We start from the raw sequence: 22,071 nt of genomic DNA, 5'->3' as shown, positions 1-22,071 counted from the left end.
AGGCAGGTTTATGTTAAAGAAAACCAAGATAATATGTACTTTAGGCCCTGCAAGCAAAGATGAAAAGACCATAAAGGCTATGCTTGAGGCAGGAATGAATGTAGCAAGATTGAATTTTTCTCATGGTACCCATGAAGATCACAAAAAGACCATAGAAGTTTTCAGAAAAGTCAGGGACGGCATGGGATTGCCTGCAGCAGTAATGCTTGATACAAAGGGGCCGGAAATCAGAATAGGAGATTTTTTAAACGGCAGTGAGATCTTGAAAAAGGGTGATCATTTTACGCTTACTTCCGAAAAGTGTATGGGAACTTTGGATAGGGTGAGCGTTACTTATAAGGCACTTCCGTCTCAGGTTGAAACCGGTACTGTTATCCTTATAGATGACGGCAGAGTAAAACTGAAAGTCATACAGACCACAGATACAGATGTTGTTTGTGAAGTGACGGAAGGCGGGAAAGTAAGCAACAGAAAGGGTGTTAATATACCTAACAAATCTCTTGATCTTGAATATATAAGTGAAGCTGACAGAAATGATATTCTTTTTGGCATCAAGATGGATGTGGATTATGTAGCTGCATCTTTCGTGCGAAGTGGGAAAGATGTTGAAGCCCTTAGAAAACTTTTAAATGATAATGACGGAGAGAAAATAAAAATTATTTCAAAAATAGAGAATATGGAAGGCATCGAGAATTTCGGAGAAATTTTGGAACTCTCTGACGGGATAATGGTAGCTAGAGGAGATATGGGCGTGGAGGTGGATTTTGAAAAACTGCCCGGGATACAGAAGAAGTTTATCAAAGAATGCTGTAAGGCGGGAAAGCCTGTTATTACAGCTACTCAGATGCTGGAATCCATGACGTCCAGCACATCGCCTACCAGAGCTGAGATAACAGATGTGGCTAATGCTGTATTTGATGGAACATCGGCAGTTATGCTTTCGGGAGAAAGTGCCGCGGGAAAGTATCCTGTGGAGACCGTACAGACTATGGCTAAAATAGTGTACCAGGCTGAAAAAGATGCTGAGGACGTCAATCAGTATAAATTTCTTGAGGTGGAATCTGATGAAAAAGATATCGCAAATGCAATAGGACATGCGGCATGTACTACAGCTAAAGATATAAAGGCAAGTGTGATAATGGCGGTGACAACTTCAGGATATACAGCTGAAATGATGTCAAAGTATAAGCCGGTGGAACCTATTATAGCAGCGACTCCGAAAAAAAAGACTTTCCATCAGCAAGCTCTTACAAGGGGTGTTTTTCCAATTCTCACTGAGCTAAGCAATGACTGGAATGATTTAATGGACGAAGCAACTGCAGAAGCTAAACAGGCCGGTTTTGTGAAAAAAGGAGAAGCTGTTGTTTTCAGTGCAGGAATGCCACTTCAGGTATCGGGGACTACCAATCTTATAGTCGTTAGAGTAGTGGAATAGTTGTTTATGCGATGAAAAAACCTGATGATGTTTATCATCAGGTTTTTAGCATATCAGTTATGATTTGATATGGCAGTACACTATTCTGCATCTAAAGAAACTCCTGTTTCAGCTGCTTTCTGAGCCAGAACCTTTTCATATTCTTCAAAGATAGCGTCTCTGATCTTATTTCTGGTTTCAGAAACCAATGGATGAGCAATATCACGAAAATCGCCTTCACCCATTTTTCTGCTGGGCATAGCGATGAAGAGACCATTCTGTCCTTCTATGATTTTGATGTCATGTACGACAAATTCATCATCAAAAGTAATGGAAACTACTGCCTTCATTTTGCTTTCATCATTAATCTTCCGAATTCTTACGTCAGTGATATTCATGTGTAGTACCGCCTTTCGTGCCAAAATAATGTGGTATTATGATATAATTCCAATAAAGGTATTATATAATAGAATAAAAATATAAACAAGCATTTTTTAAAAAATCTGACAATTAGGAATAACTTCAACAGATTTGTTTTCTTCATTTACTTTTCCCAAGTGGACAATAGGAAAGTAATCGCTGACTTTTTTACCGGCGGGTTCAATATTAACAATGGCCACTCCTATACCTGCCACTTGGATTTCTACTTCTGAGAGAATCTCTGCGATTCCTTTGATACTTCCTCCTCCGCGCATGAAATCATCAATGATCAGAGCTTTAGACCCAGGAGCGGCAGCTCGTTTTGAAATAGACATTTTTTGCAGACGTTCTGAAGATCCGGGAAAGTAATTTATGCTTACTGTAGCTCCTTCTGATATTTTGGTTTCTCTTCTTACGACTATGACGGGTATATTCAGAAGATGGGCAGTCATAAATGCGACAGGGATACCTTTTGTTTCTATTGTAGCAACATAATTGGCTCCTGCAGTTCTGAATTTTTTTGCAAATATTTGGGCCATACCTTTTACGACGGCAGGGTTGTACATGATATCAGATGTATATAGGAAGCCACCTCCTAATATTCTGTTTTCTTCTCTCAAAAGATTGCACAGATTTTTCTGTACTTCTTTTGCTTTTTCCGGGGAAATGTCAGGTACATATTTAACTCCCCCTGAGGCCCCTGACATTGTTTGTATATATCCGTATCCGGCAGCTTTAACTGCTTCTCCGGCAGCGCTGATGTCTTCGCTTATGCTGGATTTTGCAGCGGAAAATTTATCGCAGAAATATTTGAGATTAAAAACTTGTTCTGGAGATTCTGTAAGTATTTGGCATATAGCACCCACTCTGTGACTTCTTTTCATATGGGCCTCCTTCAATATAGATTGCTAATAAAACGAACTATTTGCGAGTTTAATGATAATATCATTCGCATTTTTTGTCAAACTGAATTCTGATGATTATACGACTTGACAATTTATACTGCGGTAAGTATAATAATTTTGCATAACTTAAAATGCCCGCCTTGAGGGAGTAGTTTGCGCAGAAAATTGCGTGGCAAGTCAACAAACTGACCGATATCGGTCTGGCTTGTCTTAAATAACGAGACTCATGTATGGTTTTCCGTACGTGGTCTTTTTTATTTCAGCCCGTGTATGGTTCCATTACCGTATCAGGGCTTTTTTCGTTAGATAAACATCAAGGAGGATATTTTATGGAAGGGTTTATAGAGTCGAAGGAGTCGTTGCTTAAATATTTCGGATCAGATCCTGAAAAGGGACTGACTGAGAAATTGGCGGAGAACAATCGGGAAATTTTCGGGAAAAACATCTTTGCACGCCAAAAACCAGAATTATTGTGGAAGCGGATCTGGTCTGCGGCTACAGAACCGATGATAATTATGCTGATTGCTGCGGGAATGATAGCACTGGCTGTTAATGTTTTCAGAAGTGTGAGTAACGGAGAAGCCGATTTTCTCGAATGTGTGGGAGTTTTTGCGGCAATTGCTCTTTCGGTAGCTATAAGTGTGGTGATGGAAGGAAAAAGTGCTAAAGCCTTTGAAGCTTTATCTGAGATAAGCAGCAATATTGTTGTAAAAGTAGTGAGAGAAGGCAAAACTATTATGCTGGAACAAGAAAACATTGTCGCAGGTGATATAATTTTGCTTTCTACCGGAGATAAAATTCCAGCTGACGGCAGGCTGTTGGAAAGCTCAGGTCTTGCGGTAGATGAATCAGCGCTTACAGGCGAGAGTCATCCCGCAGAGAAGAATGCTGAGATCGAACTGACAGCAGAGGATATCCCTCTTGCTGAACGTGTTAATATGTTGTACAGCGGTACATATATAACTGATGGAAACGGTAAGATGCTTGTTACTTCTGTTGGAGATAATACAGAGTTTGGAAAAATCGCGTTTGAATTGGGGGCAACAGCTAAAAACAGTACACCGCTGCAGGAAAAGCTGGCTCGTTTGGGAAAGACTATAACTGTATTAGGCGTGATTGCAGCTTCTGTTGTGTTTATTTCTCAAGTTGTTTCTTTTTTGATTAACGGAGAATTAAATACTGAAAATATTATGGAATCTTTTGTGACCAGTATTGTACTTATCGTGGCAGCTGTACCTGAAGGACTTCCGACTATTGTTGCAGTATCATTGTCTGTTAACATTATTAAGCTGTCGAAACAAAACGCGCTTGTTAAGAAGATGATAGCTTCGGAAACTATAGGATGTGTTAATGTGATATGTTCAGACAAGACTGGAACTTTGACAGAAAATAAGATGGCTGTTAGAGGTTTTTTTGATTCTAAATGGCATGATGATATAACTGAACTTTCGTCTGAGTGGCTGACTCACAACATTTGTCTTAATACAACTGCCGATATAGCTGAGGATGGATCTTTTATAGGAAATCCCAGTGAATGTGCCATGCTGAATTTTTATGAATGTTCCGGGGCAAGACAGAATAGCGGCAATTCATATAAATGCGAGAGAAATGAGCATGATAATATTTGCGTGTTCCCGTTTTCCTCGGATCTAAAACACATGACTACGGTGTCAGATGTAGATGGGAGAATGATTGCTTATGTGAAGGGCAGTCCGGAATGTATTTTTGAGATGTGCAGCATGGAGCCACTGGAAAGAAAAAAGGCAGAGCAATGTATCATAAAAGTACAAAAGAAGGCAATGAGAGTTATTGCATTTGCACATAAAGAAATTTTTGATATTGGGAATTTTGAAGATGAGGTCAATCACAGGCAATTGGAGAGTAATATGACTTTTGATGGTTTTGTGGCGATATCTGATCCTTTGAGAAGAGATGTTTATGATGCTGTAAAATCCTGCCGCAGAGCCGGAGTTTCTCTTAAGATACTTACGGGTGACAATATAGTGACGGCCTCTGCCATAGCTCATGAGCTTCATCTTTTGGGTGGAGAAAATACAGCGGTAGAAGCGGCAGAAATCGACAGAATGACAGATGATGAACTTTCTAAAAAACTGCCTTTTATCAGTGTTATAGCAAGGAGTACTCCTACTGTTAAAATGCGTATTGTAAATATTTTGAAACAAGATAAGAATGTGGTGGCGGTAACAGGCGATGGTATAAATGATGCTCCGGCGCTGAAAAATGCTGATGTGGGGATTGCTATGGGAATATCAGGGACAGAAGTATCGAAAGAGGCCAGTGATATAATTCTTCTTGATGATTCCTTTTCCGCGATAGTGAAGGCCATAGAATGGGGCCGGAATATATATGAAAATTTTAAACGTTTTATCAGCTTTCAGCTTACTGTGAATTTGGCTTCAGTGATAGTGGTATTTGCATCTGTCTTATTGGGGTTAAAAGCGCCGTTTACTGCACTGGAGCTGTTATGGATAAATATAATAATGGATGGACCTCCGGCACTTACTTTGGGTCTTGAGCCTGATTATGATGATCTTATGGAGCGAAGACCTGTAAAGCGAGGAGAAAGTATTATATCAGGACCTATGATAGTACGTATAGTAGCTACTGGAGGATATATGTCTTTTGTATTTCTTGCTCAGTATGTTTTTAATTTCTTGAATGCTCCTTCGTATCAGATGCATACTGTTTTATTTACCCTTTTTGTTTTGTTTCAGCTGTTTAATGCTTTTAACTGCAGGGAGCTTCACAGTGAAAGTATTTTCAGACATCTTTTAAAAAATAAACTGATGCTTTTAGTTGTAGGCTGTACCTTTTTTCTTCAGATATGTATAATACAGTTTGCAGGAGCCTTTTTTGGGACAGTGCCTCTTGATCTTCAGATGTGGATAAAACTTTTCATTGTATCTGTCAGTGTTATCGTGCTATCAGAGTTTGTAAAACTGCTGTTTCGTCAAGTGGAAAAATCTTGATTTAAAAATACAGCCATCTTCTGTAATTCATACTTTTTTTTAAATAAGACGCATTTTTAAAGATAAATATGATATAATCGTTATATCTATAACTAGGGAGGCGCATTGATGATTAATTTGCCTGATTACAAGAGAATCCACTGTATAGGCATAGGTGGTATAGGATTATCCGCTATAGCGGAGATTCTCATATCCAGAGGATATGAAGTTTCCGGATCGGATATGAGAGAAAGTGAGATAATTGAACGGCTCATAGATGAAGGAGCCAATATATATTTAGGCCATAGAGCGAAAAATGTAGAGAATGTTGATCTGGTTATTTATTCTTCAGCGGTGGGAAATGATAATCCTGAATTGGAGAAAGCTGAGGAACTTGGCATACCTGCCATAACCAGAGCGCAGGCGCTTGGAGTACTGATGGATGAATACGAAAGCAGTATTGCTATTTCGGGTACTCACGGAAAAACTACAACGACTTCTATGGTCTCTTTGATTTTGAAGGATGCAGGAAAGGAGCCTACTATACTGGTAGGCGGTAATCTTTCAGAGATACACGGAAACGTATATATAGGTGAAAACAAATATTTTATTACAGAAGCATGTGAATATATGGATAGTTTTCTCAATCTTAAACCAAAGATAGAGATAATACTCAATATAGATTCAGATCATCTTGATTATTTTAAAGACGTGGAACATATAGCAAGTTCTTTTGATAAGTTTGCCAAACTTGTTCCGCAGGACGGAGCTGTCATAGCTTACGACGCCAATCCATTTGTAAAGAGCATTATAGAAGACATTCCAAATGCCATTACTTTCGGCCTTAATGAAAGCTGTGATTATTTTGCATCGGATATAGATTTTGACAATGACGGTATGCCGCAGTTTACAGTAAACCACGGAGGCAGAGAACTGTGCAGGGTTTCGCTTTCGATACCGGGAGAACACAATGTTCTTAATGCTCTTTCAGCATTTGCATGTAGTCATATACTCGGGGTGGATGTCGGCAAAATTGTGGACACGTTGGAAAATTTTACAGGAATACAGAGGCGATTCGATATACTTGGAAAGACGTATAATAACATAAAAATAATAGATGATTATGCGCATCATCCTACAGAAATAAAAGCGACATTGTCAGCTGTCCGCAACATGAAACATAATAATCTCTGGTGTCTGTTTCAACCTCATACCTATACGAGGACGCTGGCATTACTCGATGATTTTGCTACTGCATTTGCTGATGCTGATAAGATTGTATTGGCTGAAATATATGCGGCGAGAGAGAAAAATATATATAAGATAAGTTCAAAAACTTTAATGAACAAGATAAAGGAATCCGATCCTGCAAAAGATGTTTATTTCTTCAAAGATTTTGATGAAATAGCGAATTTTGTTTACAACAATGCTGAAGAGGGAGATCTTGTTATAACTATGGGAGCAGGAGATATCTACAAGGTCGGTGAAATGATTCTTGATAAGGATAAAAGATTTTAAGGAGAAATCAACAGATGGATATTAAAGAATATGAACTGCTGGAAAAAGCTCGGATAGAAAGAAATCTGGAATATATGGAAGCCGGAGTGAATTTTATCGATGTGAGGACAGCTTATATAGATGAGGGCGTTAAAATAGGCGCGGGAACCACTATATATCCGTGTGTGGCTATTGAGGGAAATGTTGAGATAGGAAAGAACTGCACTATAGGCCAGAACAGCAGGATAAAAGATTCTGTAATAGGAGACGGGACATCCGTACAGAGTTCGGTTATAATAGAGAGCAGTGTCGGAAGTGAAACGTCTGTAGGGCCTTTCGCATATCTGCGTCCGAATAGTCATGTTGGAAATAAATGTAAGGTTGGTGATTTTGTGGAGATAAAAAACTCCAAATTAGGAGATGGCGCTAAAGCGTCTCACCTTACATATGTAGGTGATTCAGATGTGGGAGAACGTGTGAATCTCGGGTGCGGGGTTGTGTTTGTAAATTATGACGGAAGTAAAAAGCACCGCTCTGTAGTTGAGGATGATGCCTTTATAGGATGCAATGTCAATTTGGTTTCTCCTGTACATGTAGGCAGGAATGCTTATGTGGCGGCAGGCAGTACCATAACAAATGATGTACCGGATGGTGCCCTTTATGTAGCCAGAGCTAAGGGAAAATCTCTTGAAGGCTGGGTGGAGAAAAAGGGTATCTTAAAGAAATAACAACGATTTAAACAGAAAGTAGAGGTAGGAGAAACAAATGAAAAACAGCGCATTTTCAAACTACAAGGTATTTGCAGGCAATTCTCATTTGGAGCTTGCGGAAGAGATCGCGTCCATAATGGGTAAACCTCTCGGAAGAGCTACTGTAAATAAATTCAGCGATGGAGAGATATCGGTGAATCTGTGGGAGACAGTAAGAGGAGTAGATTGTTACATAGTGCAGTCAACATGTGATCCGGTAAATGATAATCTCATGGAGCTGCTGATAATGATAGATGCCATGAAAAGAGCGTCAGCCGGAAGGATAAATGCAATAATCCCTTACTATGGTTATGCCAGACAGGACAGAAAAGCTAAAGCAAGAGATCCTATCACAGCTAAGCTTGTGGCAAATCTTCTTGTTGCGGCAGGAGCTGACAGAGTTCTTACAATGGATCTTCATGCTGCTCAAATACAGGGATATTTTGATATTCCGGTAGATCATCTGATCGGTATGCCTATATTGGCAAAATATTTTATGGAGCAGAGTCTTGATGATGTGGTAATAGTTTCTCCTGACCACGGAAGCGTTACAAGAGCAAGAAATATGGCGCAGCCTCTTAACGCGCCTATAGCTATAGTAGATAAAAGAAGACCTGAACCTAATAAGAGTGAAATCATGAATATCATCGGAGATATAGAAGGTAAAAACTGTATTCTGGTGGATGATATGATTGATACTGCCGGTACTATAACAAATGCGGCAAACGCTCTTAAAGAGATGGGAGCAATAAGCGTCAGAGCATGTTCCACTCATGCTGTTCTCTCAGGTCCGGCCATTGAGAGAATAGAGAATTCAGCTATAGAAGAACTTGTACTTCTCAATACTATTCCGGTTCCGGAAGAAAAGAAGATAGAAAAGATGAAAATACTTTCAGTAGCTCCTCTGTTTGCTGAAGCTATGACAAGAGTCTTTACAAATGGGTCTATCAGTAAACTTTTTGATTAAGAAAGATCTATAATGTGATATCAATGGCCGCCGTTGAGCGGCCAAATGTATGCGGCAATGCAGGGGTAGTTTTGAATAGCCGCCGGCATTGATCAAATGATGTTACAGGGGTATAATTTAGATGATCGAATATATGAAAGGAACGGGCGGGAATGTTTGTTATCGCAGGATTGGGGAATCCCGGCAAGAAATATGAAAATACTCGTCATAACATGGGATTTCTCGTCGTAGACCGGATAGCCGAAAAGACCGGGATAAAAGTAAATAAAATCAAACATAAGGCTTTGGTCGGAGATGGAATGATCTCTGGCCATAAAGCCCTTTTAGTGAAGCCTCAGACATATATGAACCTGAGCGGTGTATCTCTCCGAGAAATTGTCGATTACTATGGAGTGAATATGAGCGATTTGATCGTCATATATGATGATTTTGATCTGGAAACAGGGGCTATAAGAATAAGAAAAAAAGGAAGCGCAGGGAGTCATAACGGAATGAAGTCTGTTATTGGCCATTTGGGATCAGGTGAATTTCCCAGACTCAGAATAGGAATAGGGAAAAGCGGGCTGCTTGATTGGAAGGATTTTGTTATTGGTAAAGTGGCAAGCCAGGAAAAAGGTACCATAGCTGGGGCAGTTGACAGGGCTGCGGATGCAGTAATATGTATTCTTGAAAAGGGAATAGATAAAGCTATGAACGAATACAATATAAGATCAAACAAATTAGAATAATATACAGAAAGATAAGCTGAAAGATCAGTATAAGACTGAGCTGGTCAGATATATAAACATTATAGGTGTGCAACTTAAAATACCGACTGTGTCGGCCAACATATGAAAGGGCGCGAGTGACGACGAAAAAAGGAATGATTAACATAACAGGCGCTGCAGAAGGGCGAATAGCGCCGATAATCTCAGATATTATCAATGAAAAAAAGGGTCAGAGCTTGATTGTAGTTTCAACTTTTAATAGGGCGAAACGATTGGCAACAGACCTTTCTTTTTTTAGTACCCGTAATATATATGTATTGCCTCAGGAAGAAGAAACATTTATACAGTATGAGGCAAAAAGTAATGACGAGTTGCTTCAGCGAATGAGAGTTCTCAGAGCAGTGACATCAGGCGAGGATTGCGCGGTAATTGCTCCGGTTACCGGAGCAATAAAGAAACTTCCGCCTAAAGAAATATTTCAGGATAATGTGCTGCAAATGGAGCTTGGAAGCGATGTAGATATGGATTATATCAAAGAAAGGCTTACAGTCATGGGGTATGAGCGGGTGTCTATGATAGAGGCATGTGGTGAATTTAGCGTGAGAGGCGGAATCATAGACATATTTACTCCTGATAATGATAATCCGTACAGAATTGAACTCTTTGATACAGAAGTTGATTCCATTAGGACTTTTGATATAGATACTCAGCGTTCTGTAGAAAATTTGAATTCTGTGACGATATATCAATGTTCACAGATTATCAAGGATCATGGGATATTTGAGCATGCAGGAAGTAAGATAACGGCAGCTTACGATAAGCGTATAAAAGCACTTGAAAAAAAAGAAGGAAACAGTGAAACGGTTCATAATCTGAAACAGAGAAAAGCACAGCTTCTTGAATATGCAGAAAGCATGATTAACTTACAGTATATGGAAAAATTCATCAATTATTTTTATGATGAAACTGTGTATATATGGGATTATATGAAGAACCCTCATATTTTTATAGATGATCCTGCAAGGATATTGGAAACGCTGGAGGTATATGAACGGGAAAGAGCAGATGACATAGATGCTATTCTTGCTTCCGGCAGAGGTATAGGAGAAGATTTTAAGGAACTGCCGGGACAGCAGGATTATTTTCGTTTGTATGAAAAGGATGGATATATTTTTACTCCTTTTGCCAGTACCATAAAAAATGCTCCGTTTCTCACTAAGCTGATAAATGTTGAGTGCAGACAGGCACCGGTTTTTAACGGAAGGATGGATGTTCTTAAAGGGGAGCTTAGCAGTTATGTAAGGCGTGGATTCAAAGTCACTATAGTATGCAGCAGCGATGAACGCCTTAAAAATATGAATGAATTTCTCACAAGAGAAAATCTGCTGGGCAAAGTGTCTGTGACAAAAGGAACTTTGACTGCAGGCATGGAATTTGGCGAAAAGAAATTATGTTATATATGGGAAGGCGATATATTCGGGGGAAGTCGAAGGACCAGAAAAAAGAAGAAGAAAAATGCGGGAACTCAAATAAAGAATTTTGCCGATGTACAGACGGGTGATTATGTGGTTCATGAAAGTCACGGTATAGGTAAGTTTATAGGAATAGAACAGTTAGTAGTTCAAGGCGTCAAAAAAGATTATCTTAAAGTTAAATATGCCGGAGAAGATTCACTTTATATTCCTGTTGATCAGTTGGGAATGCTTCAGAAATATGTAGGCGGAGACGGTATCACGCCAAGGTTGAATAAGCTGTCAGGAAGCGAGTGGAAACAGACCAAGGCAAAAGCGCGCAAGGCTATAGATGATATGGCTGATGAGCTGATAAGGATATCTGCAGCAAGGATGAATGAGAAAGGGCATGCTTTTTCTCCTGATACTGTGTGGCAGCAGGAGTTTGAAGGAAGTTTTCCTTATACAGAAACAGATGATCAGCTCAGGTGTGTAAGGGAAATAAAGAGTGACATGGAAAACGAGAGCCCTATGGACAGACTTTTATGCGGCGATGTCGGTTTTGGTAAGACTGAAGTTGCAGCAAGAGCTCTTTTTAAATGTGTAGCGGACGGAAAGCAAGCTGCTGTACTTGTTCCTACCACATTGCTTGCTAATCAGCATTATTATACGCTGAAAGACAGATTTGAAAAGTTCCCTTTCAAAGTAGAAATGCTGTCGAGGTTCAGAAATCCTGCTCAGCAGAAACATATAGCTGAGGGCTTAGAAAGTGGAACCATAGATTTAATAATAGGTACCCACAGAGTTTTATCTGAAGATATTAAGTTTAATGATCTGGGACTTCTTGTTATAGATGAGGAGCAAAGATTTGGCGTGAAACATAAAGAAAAGCTGAAACAGCTTAAAACAAATGTAGACGTGCTGACTCTTTCTGCTACTCCCATACCGAGAACTTTGCATATGTCGCTTTCAGGAGTTAAAGACATGAGCATTCTTGAAGAACCGCCGGAAGATAGATATCCTGTTCAGACTTATGTTATGGAGCAGGATGGTTTTGTAATACGCGATGCCATAGAAAAAGAACTGGCTCGTGGAGGACAGGTATATGTACTGTATAACCGTGTTGAGTCCATAAACAGAGTGGCAAATGAAATAGAGAATTTGGTGCCTGATGCATCGGTAGTAGTCGGACACGGAAAAATGCGTGAAAATATGCTGGAAAATATCATCATGGATTTTTCAGAAGGTGAGTATAATGTGCTTGTAGCGACAACTATAATAGAGTCCGGTATGGATATACCTAATGTAAATACTATGATAGTTTTAGATGCAGATCGGTTTGGATTGGCGCAGCTTCACCAGCTGAGAGGAAGAGTCGGACGTTCAGGCAGGATGGCTTACGCATATCTGATGTATACCAAAGATAAGAATCTTAGTGAAATAGCAGAAAAAAGACTGAGAGCTATAAAGGAATTTACAGAGTTTGGATCAGGGTTTAAAATAGCAATGAAAGATCTGGAGTTAAGAGGTGCAGGAAATATACTGGGGACGGAGCAGTCCGGACATATGATAAATATAGGATACGAACTTTACTGTAAGATGCTGGAGGAGGCTGTTGATATTGCAAAGGGTAAGGAGGTTATACCTTCTGCCGAAGAGACAGCATTCAGCCTTTCCATCCCGGCCGTTATACCAAAAAGATACATAGAAAATGAAGTTCTCAGGCTTCAGATGTATAAGAAAATAGCTATGATAGAAAATGATGAAGATGAAGCAGAAATAATAGATGAGCTTCTGGACAGATTCGGAGATATTCCTAAAGATACTATGAATCTTGTAAAGATTTCCAAGATAAGAGCAATGGCGGGAAAGCTGGGGGTCAGGGAGATCGTGCAGCAGGGGCCAAAGATAATTTTTAAACTGTGGGAGAATGTGAAACTTACTGAAACTATTATGTCAGGACTTGTATCCCGATATGGAGGGAAGATGATGATAAATGGGGGAAAAGAGCCATTCATCAGGCTTACAATCCATAAGGAAGAGCCTGTGAAAGCTATAGAACAATTTCTTCAGACTGCAGTTGGCGGAAAAAAATTAAATTGACAGCTGATATAGCAAATATATGAAAGGTTGGTTTTGATGGTAAAGATAGTTATTACGGCGCCGAGAGGAAATATGGCCAGACTTATAGCGCAGGAGGCATATAAAAGGAAAAATATACAGATTATAGGTGCAGTAGGGGCTCCGGGGCGTGATTATATAGGCAAAGATGTAGGAATAGTATCAGGAGTAGGATTTGAAATAGGCGCTTTAGTATACGATGATATAGACGAGATCATAGAAAAATGTGATATGGTGGTGGATTTTTCCACAGTTGAGCTTTCTGTTAGAATACTTGAAAGCTGTATCAGACATGAAAAAACTTTTATCTGTGGAACGACAGGATTCAGCTGTGAACAGGATAAAAAGATGACTGAAGCAGCCGATGTAATACCTATGATGAAGGCTGCCAATACTTCTTACGTAGTTAATGTAATGAAAAAGCTATTGGGGGAAGCAGCCGAGAAACTGGGGAATAAGTGTAAAATAGAGATAATTGAGATGCACAGTGAGACTAAGAAAGACGCGCCCAGCGGTACTGCTGTAGAGATAGCAGAAGAAATATCAGAACATTCTCCTGACAAAAATTATGAAGATATAGAGATTCATTCTGTGAGAGCGGGGAATACTCCCAGCAGCCACAGGGTCGTGTTTGGCTGTATGGGAGAAAAAATGGAGATATCTCATGATGCTTATGATTGGAGATGCTATGCTTCGGGCGCATGTGATGCCGTACTTTTCATGAAAGGAAAAAGAGCTGGGCTTTACACTATGGAAGATGTAATTGAAGATAATAAGATATAAAGCAAAAAAGAAACGGCACACCGGGATCAGCTATTCGGTGTGCCGTTTCTTTTGCGATGTTGTAAGCAAATCTATTTTGCGCTTAATTCTTTAGCATATTTATCTGCTAAGGTTTTTACTTCATTTATTTGAGTTTGTACAGCTGCCGGAATTTCTCCTGTGATTTCTGTCTCATAACCGTTCCATTCAGGATGATCTCTGTTCCATTCAGGATAGTCAGCTATTACATCAGTACAAGGATAATCTATACCCAATATACATACTACATTGTCTTCACTGTCATATACGGGAGCAAATGCGGACCAGCACTGGAGTTCTTCACTGTCATCCCATGCAGATCTGGCGGTTGCAGGGTCACCGTCCCAAGCTTCTTTGAATTGGATTTCCCATTCATATGTGACTCCCCAGTCATCAGGCTCATCTCCTGCATCTACAGTGATGGCGAAATCTTTTGACGGATCACCGTCCAGCGCAGGCTTGCCGTTAGCCATAGGTGAGAGTATATATGCATAAGTGGCACCGGATTCTTCTTTTACTCTGTCAAGCTCTTTTTTCATGTTGTCATAATCTTCATAATCTCTTGCTTCTCCTGATTGAATCAGAGCGACATATCGGTCAGCCCAAGCTTTATCAGAATCATTTCCGGTCTCTTCACTCTTATCACCGCATGCTGATATTGACAGCGCGATGATAAGCACTGCAAGAACTGCAGGATATCTAAATCTCCTTCTCATAAATAACCTCCTCAATCACTGGGGGAATATCGTTGTGAAAAGTTTACCAGATAACATTTATAAATGCAAGAAAAATTCGAAATTTCAGTATTTAATATTATCTCGAAAATAGATAAATAAAAGGTTGACTTAACCCTATATTGTGAATAAAATAACGGTGAACATTATAGTATGTGATATTTTATCACTTGATGAAAAGAGGCGAGATATTATGAAAGATATTATCACGGTTGCCGTAGTGAATTTTAAAGTTGACGCGGCTGACAAGGAAAGCAATTTGTCACGTATGTGCGGATTCACTGAGGCTGCGGCAAAGCGAGGAGCTGACCTAATCCTGTTCCCGGAAATGTGTCTTTATGGATATGATTATTATGTAGACGAGACTGTTTCTCAGGAGGACAAAATACGATCGGCTGAAACTATTGACGGGCCGTCATGCAGCAGGATTGCAGAGATAACTGAAAAATACGGAGTTTATGTTGTCTTTGGGATGGCTGAAAAATTAAAAGATTCAGATGACGCTACCCTTTACAATTCAGCGGTGGCCATAGGACCTGAGGGTGTTATCGGAGCATATCAGAAAATGCATCCATTTGAAACAGAAAGTATTTGGTGCGCGAAGGGAGACAAGCCATTTATGTTTGATACTCCGTGGGGACCTATCTCTGTGGGAATATGCTTCGATACGTATCAGTTCCCTGAACTTATGAGGCATTACGTATATAAAGGTTCAAGATTATATCTGAACCCTACCGCCGTTATTGAAGAGATTCCTAAGGAAGGCAGCAGACAGGCGTTCATAGATTATTATGCGCCTACTCTTGAGTACGGAGTACTGTGCAATACCATATATGTGGCAAGCGCTAATCTTACAGGAACCGATATAGTGGATTATTTCGGCGGCGGAAGCTGTATTATAGGACCGAAGATTACACCGTTTTACGAGACGAATCTGCATTATTATGCAGGCAATAAGGACAATGTGCAGGAGGGTATTCACATGGAGACCATAGACCTTTCGCTGGCCACAAGGCGTCTGTTTGTCGATAAGGAAATCACAGGTGAACCGGATTACAGACCGCAGCTTTATAAGAAGTTTTTATAGGAATGTGCCGGCGATTCTCGATAGCATCTAAAAGGAGGAAATTAACATGAATGATAATACGTTAAAACGTACTATGAAGTTGCATCATCTCGTCATTTTCGGCGTGGCTTTTCTTACACCGATGATCGCATATACCATATATGGGGTTATTGCGACATCATCTCACGGCGTTGAATCGGGTTCGATTTGTTTTGCTGTTGTTGCCATGTTGTTTACGGCGCTAAGTTATGGGCATATGGCTAAGGCGTATCCGACGGCCGGGTCAACTTATACATATACGAGAAAGGCTATCAATTCTAAACTGGGTGTGCTTGCCGGCTGGATTGTGCTTTTAGGATATGTTTTCTTTCCGATGGCAATTTGGCTGATTGGAGCGTCCTATCTGAGTGCGGCTGTTCCGGCAGTCCCTTCGTGGGTATGGCTGATCGGCTTTATCGTCATCACATCACTGATTAATTTTATTGGTGCTGAGGTCGGAAGCAAGATTAATTTCGTCATGGTTGCGATTCAGGTGGGCATCATTGTCGCATTCCTGATCTTTACCATCAAAGCGATTACGGAAGGCATGGGCGAAGGCACACTGGCGTCTTTCTCTCCTTTTTATAATCCTGATATTGATTTTAGCTATACCGTGGCCGGAGCGGCAGCTGCGTGCTACTGTTTCTTGGGATTTGACGCTTTGACGACATTTACAGAAGATGCCATTAATCCGACAAAGAACATTCCCAGGGCAATCATCCTTACGCTGCTTGCGTGCGGTGCGATCTTCCTGGTTGTGACTTATTTCACGCATCTGGTGCATCCGTCTTATGATTATGCGAACCCTGACAATGCTGCATATGAGATTGCTAAGCAGGTCGCCCCTTCTATCTTCGGTGCAATCTTCCTTATCGGCACGATCGTAGGTCAGTTTGCGGCTGGCCTGTCGGCGCAGGCCAGCGGCGCACGTCTTTTATATGCCATGGGCAGGGATGGCGTGCTTCCGAAGAAGCTTTTCGGCAAATTGCACCAGGCACGAAAGACGCCGATGAATGCCATTTTCCTTATCGGCGCGATAGCGTTGGTTGCAATTTTTCTTGACGTGACCAAAGCGACGGCATATATCAATTTCGGCGGTTTCGTTGCATTCTTCTTTGTGAATCTTTCTGTAATTGCGCAGTATTTCGTTAAACAGAAGGAGCGGTCGGCGAAGGGCGTGGTTTTATACCTGATTTTCCCAATACTTGGTGCTCTTCTCTGCCTGTATCTTCTGGCGCATCTGGATAGATTTGCCATTATTCTGGGCTGCGCATGGACAGTGGCAGGAATTATTTATCTGTTGGTTTTGACCAAGGGATTGAAGCAAGAGCCGCCGGAACTGGGAATCGACGACTGAGGTTTGAAAGAGCAAGTAGCTTTACAGTCAAAAGCGCGGGGAATTAAAATTTCTTTGAAGGAGTATCAGAAAAAATAAGTTTGCAATCTGAAAATATCGCTTTCATGGTAAACTCTCTTGACTTTACAGTGTATGCAATATAAAATGACAAGAGTACAAAAAGAGAATAGCAAGGCTGTGATGAAGACAGTAGCTCTGCCTAATATCCTTACAGAGAGATGTGCGAAAGCTGAGAGTGCATCGGTGAAGCGGATAGTGAAAATCACTTCGGAGTCTAACACTTTAAGAGAGATGGGATGATAGTCCCGTAACTAGGGTGGTACCGCGGTTTATTATCGTCCCTAACATTAGTTAGGGACGTTTTTTTATGAGCAGCCTAAATCTACGATTTAGCGTGCGGCCCAAACACAGAAATCACAGCGCTTCAGCGCGTGGCGATTTTTCAGTGAATGGACCTGCCCAAAACTTGTTTTGGCGCGCAACGTATCCTACGCAGCTATGCTGCTGCGCTGTCCGTTTTGTCAGCGAATCGCCTAAAGCTCTTCGGACAAAAAGGCAGGTTAAGTGGAATTTAAGACTTAAAATCAATTGAAATACTGAAGGGTATAACCTATATGCCTGTTTTTTGCAGGCAAACAATCGAAAGGAAGATATAAGATGATCAAAAGCTTATCGGAAAAGCCTATAGCTCAGCATCAGATAGAGCAGGCTGAAAAATGGGAAAAAGAAGATTTGCTTCACAGATGTGTAAGTACAAGAGAAGGAAATGAATCTTTCATATTTTATGAGGGCCCTCCTACAGCCAACGGCAGACCGGGAATACACCACGTTATAGCAAGAACTCTGAAAGACTCGGTGTGTAGATACAAGACTATGCAGGGTTATGCCGTAAAGCGTAAGGCGGGATGGGATACTCACGGACTTCCTGTTGAAATTGAAGTGGAAAAGCAGCTCAACATGAGCGGTAAACAAGATATAGAAAAATACGGAATAAAAGAGTTCAACGAGAAATGTAAGGAATCGGTATTCACATATGAAAGTATGTGGAGAGAAATGACTAAAAGAATGGGATATCTCATAGACCTTGATAATCCTTATATTACGCTTGATAACAATTATATAGAAACAGGCTGGTGGATAATCAAGGAATTTTTCAAAGCTGGTTTAGTATATGAGGGGCACAAGATTCTCCCATACTGTCCGAGATGTGGGACAGGCCTCGCTTCCCATGAAGTAGCACAAGGGTATAAAGAAGTTAAAGTAAATACCATAACTGCAAAGTTTAAGAGAAAAGATGCTGATGAATATTTCCTTGCATGGACTACAACTCCATGGACTTTAGCGTCCAATGTTTCGCTGACAGTAGGTCCTGACGTTGATTACGTTAAAGTCAAGATGACTGCAGGCGATGAAAAAGGCAAAGTATTTTATGCGGCAAAGGTTCTGGCAGACAAGGTTCTGGGAGCTGATAACTATGAAATCATAGAAGAGATGAAGGGCAAGGATCTCGAGTATATAGAATACGAACAGCTTATGCCTTTCATCAAACCTGACAAGAAAGCATTCTTTGTTACCTGTGCAGATTACGTAACAATAGAAGATGGTACAGGAATTGTACACACGGCACCTGCATTCGGTGAGGATGACTATAACACAGGCAGAAGATATGATCTTCCTGTCGTAAATCCTGTTGATGAGCAGGGTAAGTATACCGATACGCCGTGGGCAGGCAGATTCGTAATGGAAGAAGGTCTGGATATAGATATAATCAAGTGGCTGGCAGCAGAGGACAAGATTTTCGCAAAGGAAAAAATGGAGCATAATTACCCTCACTGCTGGAGATGCGGTACGCCGCTTGTATACTATGCTAAGCCAAGCTGGTATATTGAGATGACCAAGCTTAAGGATCAGCTTGTTGCAAACAATAATACAGTAAACTGGTTTCCTGATTTCGTAGGCGAAAAGAGATTCGGAAACTGGCTTGAAAATGTAAACGACTGGGCAATTTCCAGAAACAGATACTGGGGTACGCCTATACCTATCTGGAGATGCGAATGCGGACATCTGGAGTGTATCGGCAGCAGAGCTGAATTGGTGGAAAAAGCACAGGAAAATATCACTGAAGACATTGAGCTTCACAGACCGTACGTGGATGATGTACATCTTACATGTCCTGAATGCGGTAAGCCGATGACGAGAATACCTGAAGTAATGGACTGCTGGTTTGACAGCGGAGCGATGCCGTTTGCACAGCAGCACTATCCGTTTGAAAACAGCGAAAAATTTGACGAGGAAATGTTCCCGGCTGACTTTATCTGTGAAGGTATAGATCAGACGAGGGGATGGTTCTACTCACTGATGGCAATTTCCACATTTATCAAGGGCAAGGCTCCGTACAAGAATGTTCTGGTAAACGACCTGATTCTTGATAAAAACGGCAAGAAAATGAGTAAATCCAAGGGCAATACTGTAGACCCGTTCCAGCTCTTTGATAAGTACGGTGCAGACGCCACAAGATGGTATCTGCTTCACGTATCGCCGGCATGGTCACCTACAAAGTTTGATGAAGACGGTCTTATCGAGATCGTGAGCAAATTCTTCGGTACTTTGAAGAATGTATATAACTTCTTCGCACTTTATTCCAATCAAGATAATCTCGATCCTGCTTTACTTGAAGTGGCATATGATAAGAGACCTGAGCTGGACAGATGGATAATATCAAAATACAATAACCTGATAAAAGAAGTTACGGAAGATATGGACAGATACGACCATATGAAATCTGTGAGAAAGATACAGGAATTCGTCAACGAAGACCTTTCCAACTGGTATATCAGAAGAGCCAGAAGAAGATTCTGGGCAGAGGAACTGGATGAGGATAAGAAGTCGGTATATGCTACAACATATGAAGTCCTTGTCGGCATATCTAAAATGATAGCTCCGTTCGCACCGTTTATAGCAGATGAGATTTATATCAATCTTACGGGAGAAGAGTCAGTACATCTGGCATATTTTCCTAAGGCTGATGAATCTCTCATAGACAACAAGGTAGAGGAAAGAATGGATCTTGTGAGAACTTTGGTAGGCCTTGGAAGAGGAACGAGAGAAAAAGAAAGAATAAAGGTTAGACAGCCTCTTTCCGAAATTCTCGTAGACGGCAAGTATCAGGCTGTAATAGAGGATCTGACACCGCTCATCATGGAAGAGCTGAATGTCAAGAAAGTTATTTTTGAAAACAAGCTGGATGAGTATATGAATTATGCTCTCAAGCCTAATTTCAAAGTGGCAGGACCTGTTTTAGGCAAGAATATAAAAGCCTTTGGCGGAGCTCTTGCCAAGGCTGATGCAGCAGATGTTGTGGCAAAGCTTGAAGTTGACGGAAAGATAGTCATGGAAATCGGTGGAGAAAATGTTGAAATCACCGATGAAATGGTAGACGTAAAGATTTCCGCAAAAGACGGATTTGCAGTGGCTATGGAAAACAATGTATTTACAATACTTGACACTACTGTAACCCCTGAACTGGCAGAGGAAGGCCTTGCCAGAGAAATCGTATCCAAAATACAGCAGCTGAGAAAGCAGAATGATTATGAGATGATGGATAATATAAAGATTTATGTTGAGGCTGATGATGAAGTTAAGGCTGCGGTTGAATCGTATAAAGACTATATAATGAATGAAACTCTGGCAGTTTCCATAGAAGATAAGACTGGTCTTGATACTTTCGATATTAATGGATACAAGACAGGCCTCGGCGTGGAGAAGGTATGATGGAAAAAGTAAACCTTATGGGGCTTACTGCAAGTGAATTAAAAGATTTTATGAAGGGGGCGGGTGAAGCCCCCTTTCGTGGTAAGCAGCTTTTTAAATGGATATACAGCGGAATTAAGAATTTTGATGATATGACTGATTTTTCTCTGAAGCTGAGAGAAAAGCTGAAGAAAACGGCATATATAGGGCAGCTTGATGTACTTGAGGTGCAACACGACAAAACGGACGGGACAAGAAAATTTCTGTTTGGTCTTGAAGACGGCAATGCTGTTGAAGGAGTATTTATGAAATATAAATACGGAAACTCGTTGTGTGTATCTTCCCAGGTGGGCTGTAAAATGGGATGCAGATTCTGTGCATCAGCTCTCGGCGGATTTGTCAGGAATCTTACGGCAGGAGAAATGCTGGATCAGATATTTGCAGCAGAGAAAGAAACAGGCGAAAGTATAAATCATATAGTAGTTATGGGAATGGGGGAGCCTTTTGATAATTATGAAAACCTCAGCAGATTTCTTGAGCTTCTTCATGATCCCGATGGCAAAAATCTCAGTTATAGGAATATAACGGTGTCTACAAGCGGTATAATCCCTGCCATAGAGAGGTTTGCAGACGATTTTCCGCAGGTAAATTTGGCTATATCACTTCACAGACTGGATGATGAGGGTAGAAGTGTCATAATGCCTGTAAACAGCCGGTACCCGGTAGACGAGCTTCTTCAGGCAGCCGATGATTACGGAAAAAAGACAGGAAGGCGGGTTACCTTTGAATATGCCCTTATAAAAGGTGAAAACGACAGTTTGCATGACATTGACCTGATGAAGAGGAAGCTTAAAAATATGCTCTGTCACGTAAATCTCATACCTCTCAATGAAGTGAAGGAGACGGGATTTACGGGAAGCAGCAGAAAGTATGCCGAAGAGCTTGCGGAGAAACTACGCCGAAGCGGAATTGCCGCCACAGTGCGCAGAGAAATGGGAGCGGATATAGAAGGAGCATGCGGTCAGCTGAGAAGAAAGGCTCAATAAAAATGGTTGCTCAATATATCACCATAGTGTATAATTGTATTTAAAATAAATGTGCTTATATCAATATATCGAGGAGGT

At 40.7% G+C, this 22,071-nt stretch carries 16 protein-coding genes; 13 read left to right on the top strand and 3 right to left on the bottom strand.

Translation table 11 applies throughout. The annotated features are described in order from the left end of the window. The first annotated feature begins 10 nt into the window (after positions 1 to 10). Complete coding sequence (pyk, locus tag H8692_RS01120) at positions 11 to 1,435, top strand: pyruvate kinase (RefSeq protein WP_177269244.1); 1,425 nt, start codon at positions 11 to 13, stop codon at positions 1,433 to 1,435. An 80-nt stretch (positions 1,436 to 1,515) separates the two neighbouring features. Here the strand turns inward: pyk and spoVG are convergent, their stop codons facing one another. Next, positions 1,516 to 1,812 (bottom strand): septation regulator SpoVG, encoded by a 297-nt coding sequence (gene spoVG / locus H8692_RS01115; protein ID WP_177269246.1) that lies wholly within the window; start codon positions 1,810 to 1,812, stop codon positions 1,516 to 1,518. Positions 1,813 to 1,908: 96 nt separating this feature from the next. Then, positions 1,909 to 2,718: a pur operon repressor gene (gene purR / locus H8692_RS01110; protein ID WP_177269248.1), complete on the bottom strand. Its 810-nt coding sequence runs from the start codon at positions 2,716 to 2,718 to the stop codon at positions 1,909 to 1,911. Between the two features lie 350 nt (positions 2,719 to 3,068). Here purR and H8692_RS01105 point away from each other — a divergent pair, with 350 nt between their 5' ends. From H8692_RS01105 to dapB, 7 genes are all read left to right on the top strand, one after another. Continuing rightward, the gene (locus H8692_RS01105; protein ID WP_187524803.1) at positions 3,069 to 5,729 is read left to right on the top strand and encodes a calcium-translocating P-type ATPase, PMCA-type; all 2,661 of its coding nucleotides are present in this window, start codon (positions 3,069 to 3,071) and stop codon (positions 5,727 to 5,729) included. A 108-nt stretch (positions 5,730 to 5,837) separates the two neighbouring features. Beyond that, entirely contained in the window at positions 5,838 to 7,226 is a 1,389-nt protein-coding gene (gene murC / locus H8692_RS01100) for a UDP-N-acetylmuramate--L-alanine ligase (RefSeq protein WP_187524802.1), read from the top strand. 14 nt (positions 7,227 to 7,240) lie between these two features. After that, entirely contained in the window at positions 7,241 to 7,933 is a 693-nt protein-coding gene (locus tag H8692_RS01095; protein ID WP_177269254.1) for a DapH/DapD/GlmU-related protein, read from the top strand. Positions 7,934 to 7,970: 37 nt separating this feature from the next. After that, a complete protein-coding gene (locus H8692_RS01090) occupies positions 7,971 to 8,921 on the top strand; it encodes a ribose-phosphate diphosphokinase (RefSeq protein ID WP_177269256.1) in 951 nt (316 codons plus the stop codon). 152 nt (positions 8,922 to 9,073) lie between these two features. Then, the gene (gene pth, locus H8692_RS01085) at positions 9,074 to 9,649 is read left to right on the top strand and encodes an aminoacyl-tRNA hydrolase (protein WP_177269258.1); all 576 of its coding nucleotides are present in this window, start codon (positions 9,074 to 9,076) and stop codon (positions 9,647 to 9,649) included. A gap of 134 nt (positions 9,650 to 9,783) precedes the next feature. Next, the gene (gene mfd / locus H8692_RS01080) at positions 9,784 to 13,182 is read left to right on the top strand and encodes a transcription-repair coupling factor (RefSeq protein WP_187524801.1); all 3,399 of its coding nucleotides are present in this window, start codon (positions 9,784 to 9,786) and stop codon (positions 13,180 to 13,182) included. Between the two features lie 36 nt (positions 13,183 to 13,218). Then, positions 13,219 to 13,983 carry a 4-hydroxy-tetrahydrodipicolinate reductase gene (dapB, locus tag H8692_RS01075; protein ID WP_177269262.1) on the top strand — a complete coding sequence of 255 codons (765 nt, stop codon included), beginning with the start codon at positions 13,219 to 13,221 and terminating at the stop codon, positions 13,981 to 13,983. Between the two features lie 71 nt (positions 13,984 to 14,054). Here the strand turns inward: dapB and H8692_RS01070 are convergent, their stop codons facing one another. Beyond that, positions 14,055 to 14,717, bottom strand: coding sequence for a hypothetical protein (locus tag H8692_RS01070; protein WP_187524800.1), 663 nt, complete (start codon positions 14,715 to 14,717; stop codon positions 14,055 to 14,057). Positions 14,718 to 14,928: 211 nt separating this feature from the next. Here H8692_RS01070 and H8692_RS01065 point away from each other — a divergent pair, with 211 nt between their 5' ends. The 5 genes from H8692_RS01065 (at position 14,929) to rlmN (ending at position 21,993) form a co-directional block, all read left to right on the top strand. After that, positions 14,929 to 15,822, top strand: a complete 894-nt coding sequence (locus H8692_RS01065; protein WP_177269266.1) for a carbon-nitrogen hydrolase family protein — start codon at positions 14,929 to 14,931, stop codon at positions 15,820 to 15,822. A gap of 46 nt (positions 15,823 to 15,868) precedes the next feature. Further along, on the top strand, positions 15,869 to 17,197 hold the full coding sequence (locus tag H8692_RS01060) for an APC family permease (protein ID WP_177269268.1): 1,329 nt from the start codon (positions 15,869 to 15,871) through the stop codon (positions 17,195 to 17,197). Between the two features lie 144 nt (positions 17,198 to 17,341). Continuing rightward, complete coding sequence (locus H8692_RS01055; protein WP_187524799.1) at positions 17,342 to 17,497, top strand: hypothetical protein; 156 nt, start codon at positions 17,342 to 17,344, stop codon at positions 17,495 to 17,497. Between the two features lie 357 nt (positions 17,498 to 17,854). After that, complete coding sequence (gene ileS / locus H8692_RS01050) at positions 17,855 to 20,968, top strand: isoleucine--tRNA ligase (RefSeq protein WP_187524798.1); 3,114 nt, start codon at positions 17,855 to 17,857, stop codon at positions 20,966 to 20,968. After that, positions 20,965 to 21,993 (top strand): dual-specificity RNA methyltransferase RlmN, encoded by a 1,029-nt coding sequence (gene rlmN / locus H8692_RS01045; RefSeq protein WP_187524797.1) that lies wholly within the window; start codon positions 20,965 to 20,967, stop codon positions 21,991 to 21,993. The genes ileS and rlmN overlap by 4 nt, the downstream gene beginning before the upstream one ends. The last annotated feature ends 78 nt before the right edge of the window (positions 21,994 to 22,071 follow it).

The sequence above is a fragment of the Lentihominibacter hominis genome, assembly GCF_014385065.1.
GTDB lineage: Bacteria > Bacillota > Clostridia > Peptostreptococcales > Anaerovoracaceae > Lentihominibacter > Lentihominibacter hominis.
Note: the sequence above shows the minus strand (reverse complement) of the source record. Positions and strands in the feature narration are given on the sequence as shown.

Excerpts from the sequence above, each read along its gene's own strand:
- dapB (WP_177269262.1), top strand. The coding sequence starts at position 13,219 with ATGGTAAAGATAGTTATTACGGCGCCGAGAGGAAATATGGCCAGACTT.
- pth (WP_177269258.1), top strand. The coding sequence starts at position 9,074 with ATGTTTGTTATCGCAGGATTGGGGAATCCCGGCAAGAAATATGAAAAT.
- H8692_RS01090 (WP_177269256.1), top strand. The coding sequence starts at position 7,971 with ATGAAAAACAGCGCATTTTCAAACTACAAGGTATTTGCAGGCAATTCT.
- pyk (WP_177269244.1), top strand. The coding sequence starts at position 11 with ATGTTAAAGAAAACCAAGATAATATGTACTTTAGGCCCTGCAAGCAAA.
- spoVG (WP_177269246.1), bottom strand. The coding sequence starts at position 1,812 with ATGAATATCACTGACGTAAGAATTCGGAAGATTAATGATGAAAGCAAA.
- H8692_RS01095 (WP_177269254.1), top strand. The coding sequence starts at position 7,241 with ATGGATATTAAAGAATATGAACTGCTGGAAAAAGCTCGGATAGAAAGA.
- H8692_RS01070 (WP_187524800.1), bottom strand. The coding sequence starts at position 14,717 with ATGAGAAGGAGATTTAGATATCCTGCAGTTCTTGCAGTGCTTATCATC.
- rlmN (WP_187524797.1), top strand. The coding sequence starts at position 20,965 with ATGATGGAAAAAGTAAACCTTATGGGGCTTACTGCAAGTGAATTAAAA.
- H8692_RS01065 (WP_177269266.1), top strand. The coding sequence starts at position 14,929 with ATGAAAGATATTATCACGGTTGCCGTAGTGAATTTTAAAGTTGACGCG.
- purR (WP_177269248.1), bottom strand. The coding sequence starts at position 2,718 with ATGAAAAGAAGTCACAGAGTGGGTGCTATATGCCAAATACTTACAGAA.
- H8692_RS01055 (WP_187524799.1), top strand. The coding sequence starts at position 17,342 with ATGACAAGAGTACAAAAAGAGAATAGCAAGGCTGTGATGAAGACAGTA.
- mfd (WP_187524801.1), top strand. The coding sequence starts at position 9,784 with ATGATTAACATAACAGGCGCTGCAGAAGGGCGAATAGCGCCGATAATC.
- murC (WP_187524802.1), top strand. The coding sequence starts at position 5,838 with ATGATTAATTTGCCTGATTACAAGAGAATCCACTGTATAGGCATAGGT.
- ileS (WP_187524798.1), top strand. The coding sequence starts at position 17,855 with ATGATCAAAAGCTTATCGGAAAAGCCTATAGCTCAGCATCAGATAGAG.
- H8692_RS01105 (WP_187524803.1), top strand. The coding sequence starts at position 3,069 with ATGGAAGGGTTTATAGAGTCGAAGGAGTCGTTGCTTAAATATTTCGGA.
- H8692_RS01060 (WP_177269268.1), top strand. The coding sequence starts at position 15,869 with ATGAATGATAATACGTTAAAACGTACTATGAAGTTGCATCATCTCGTC.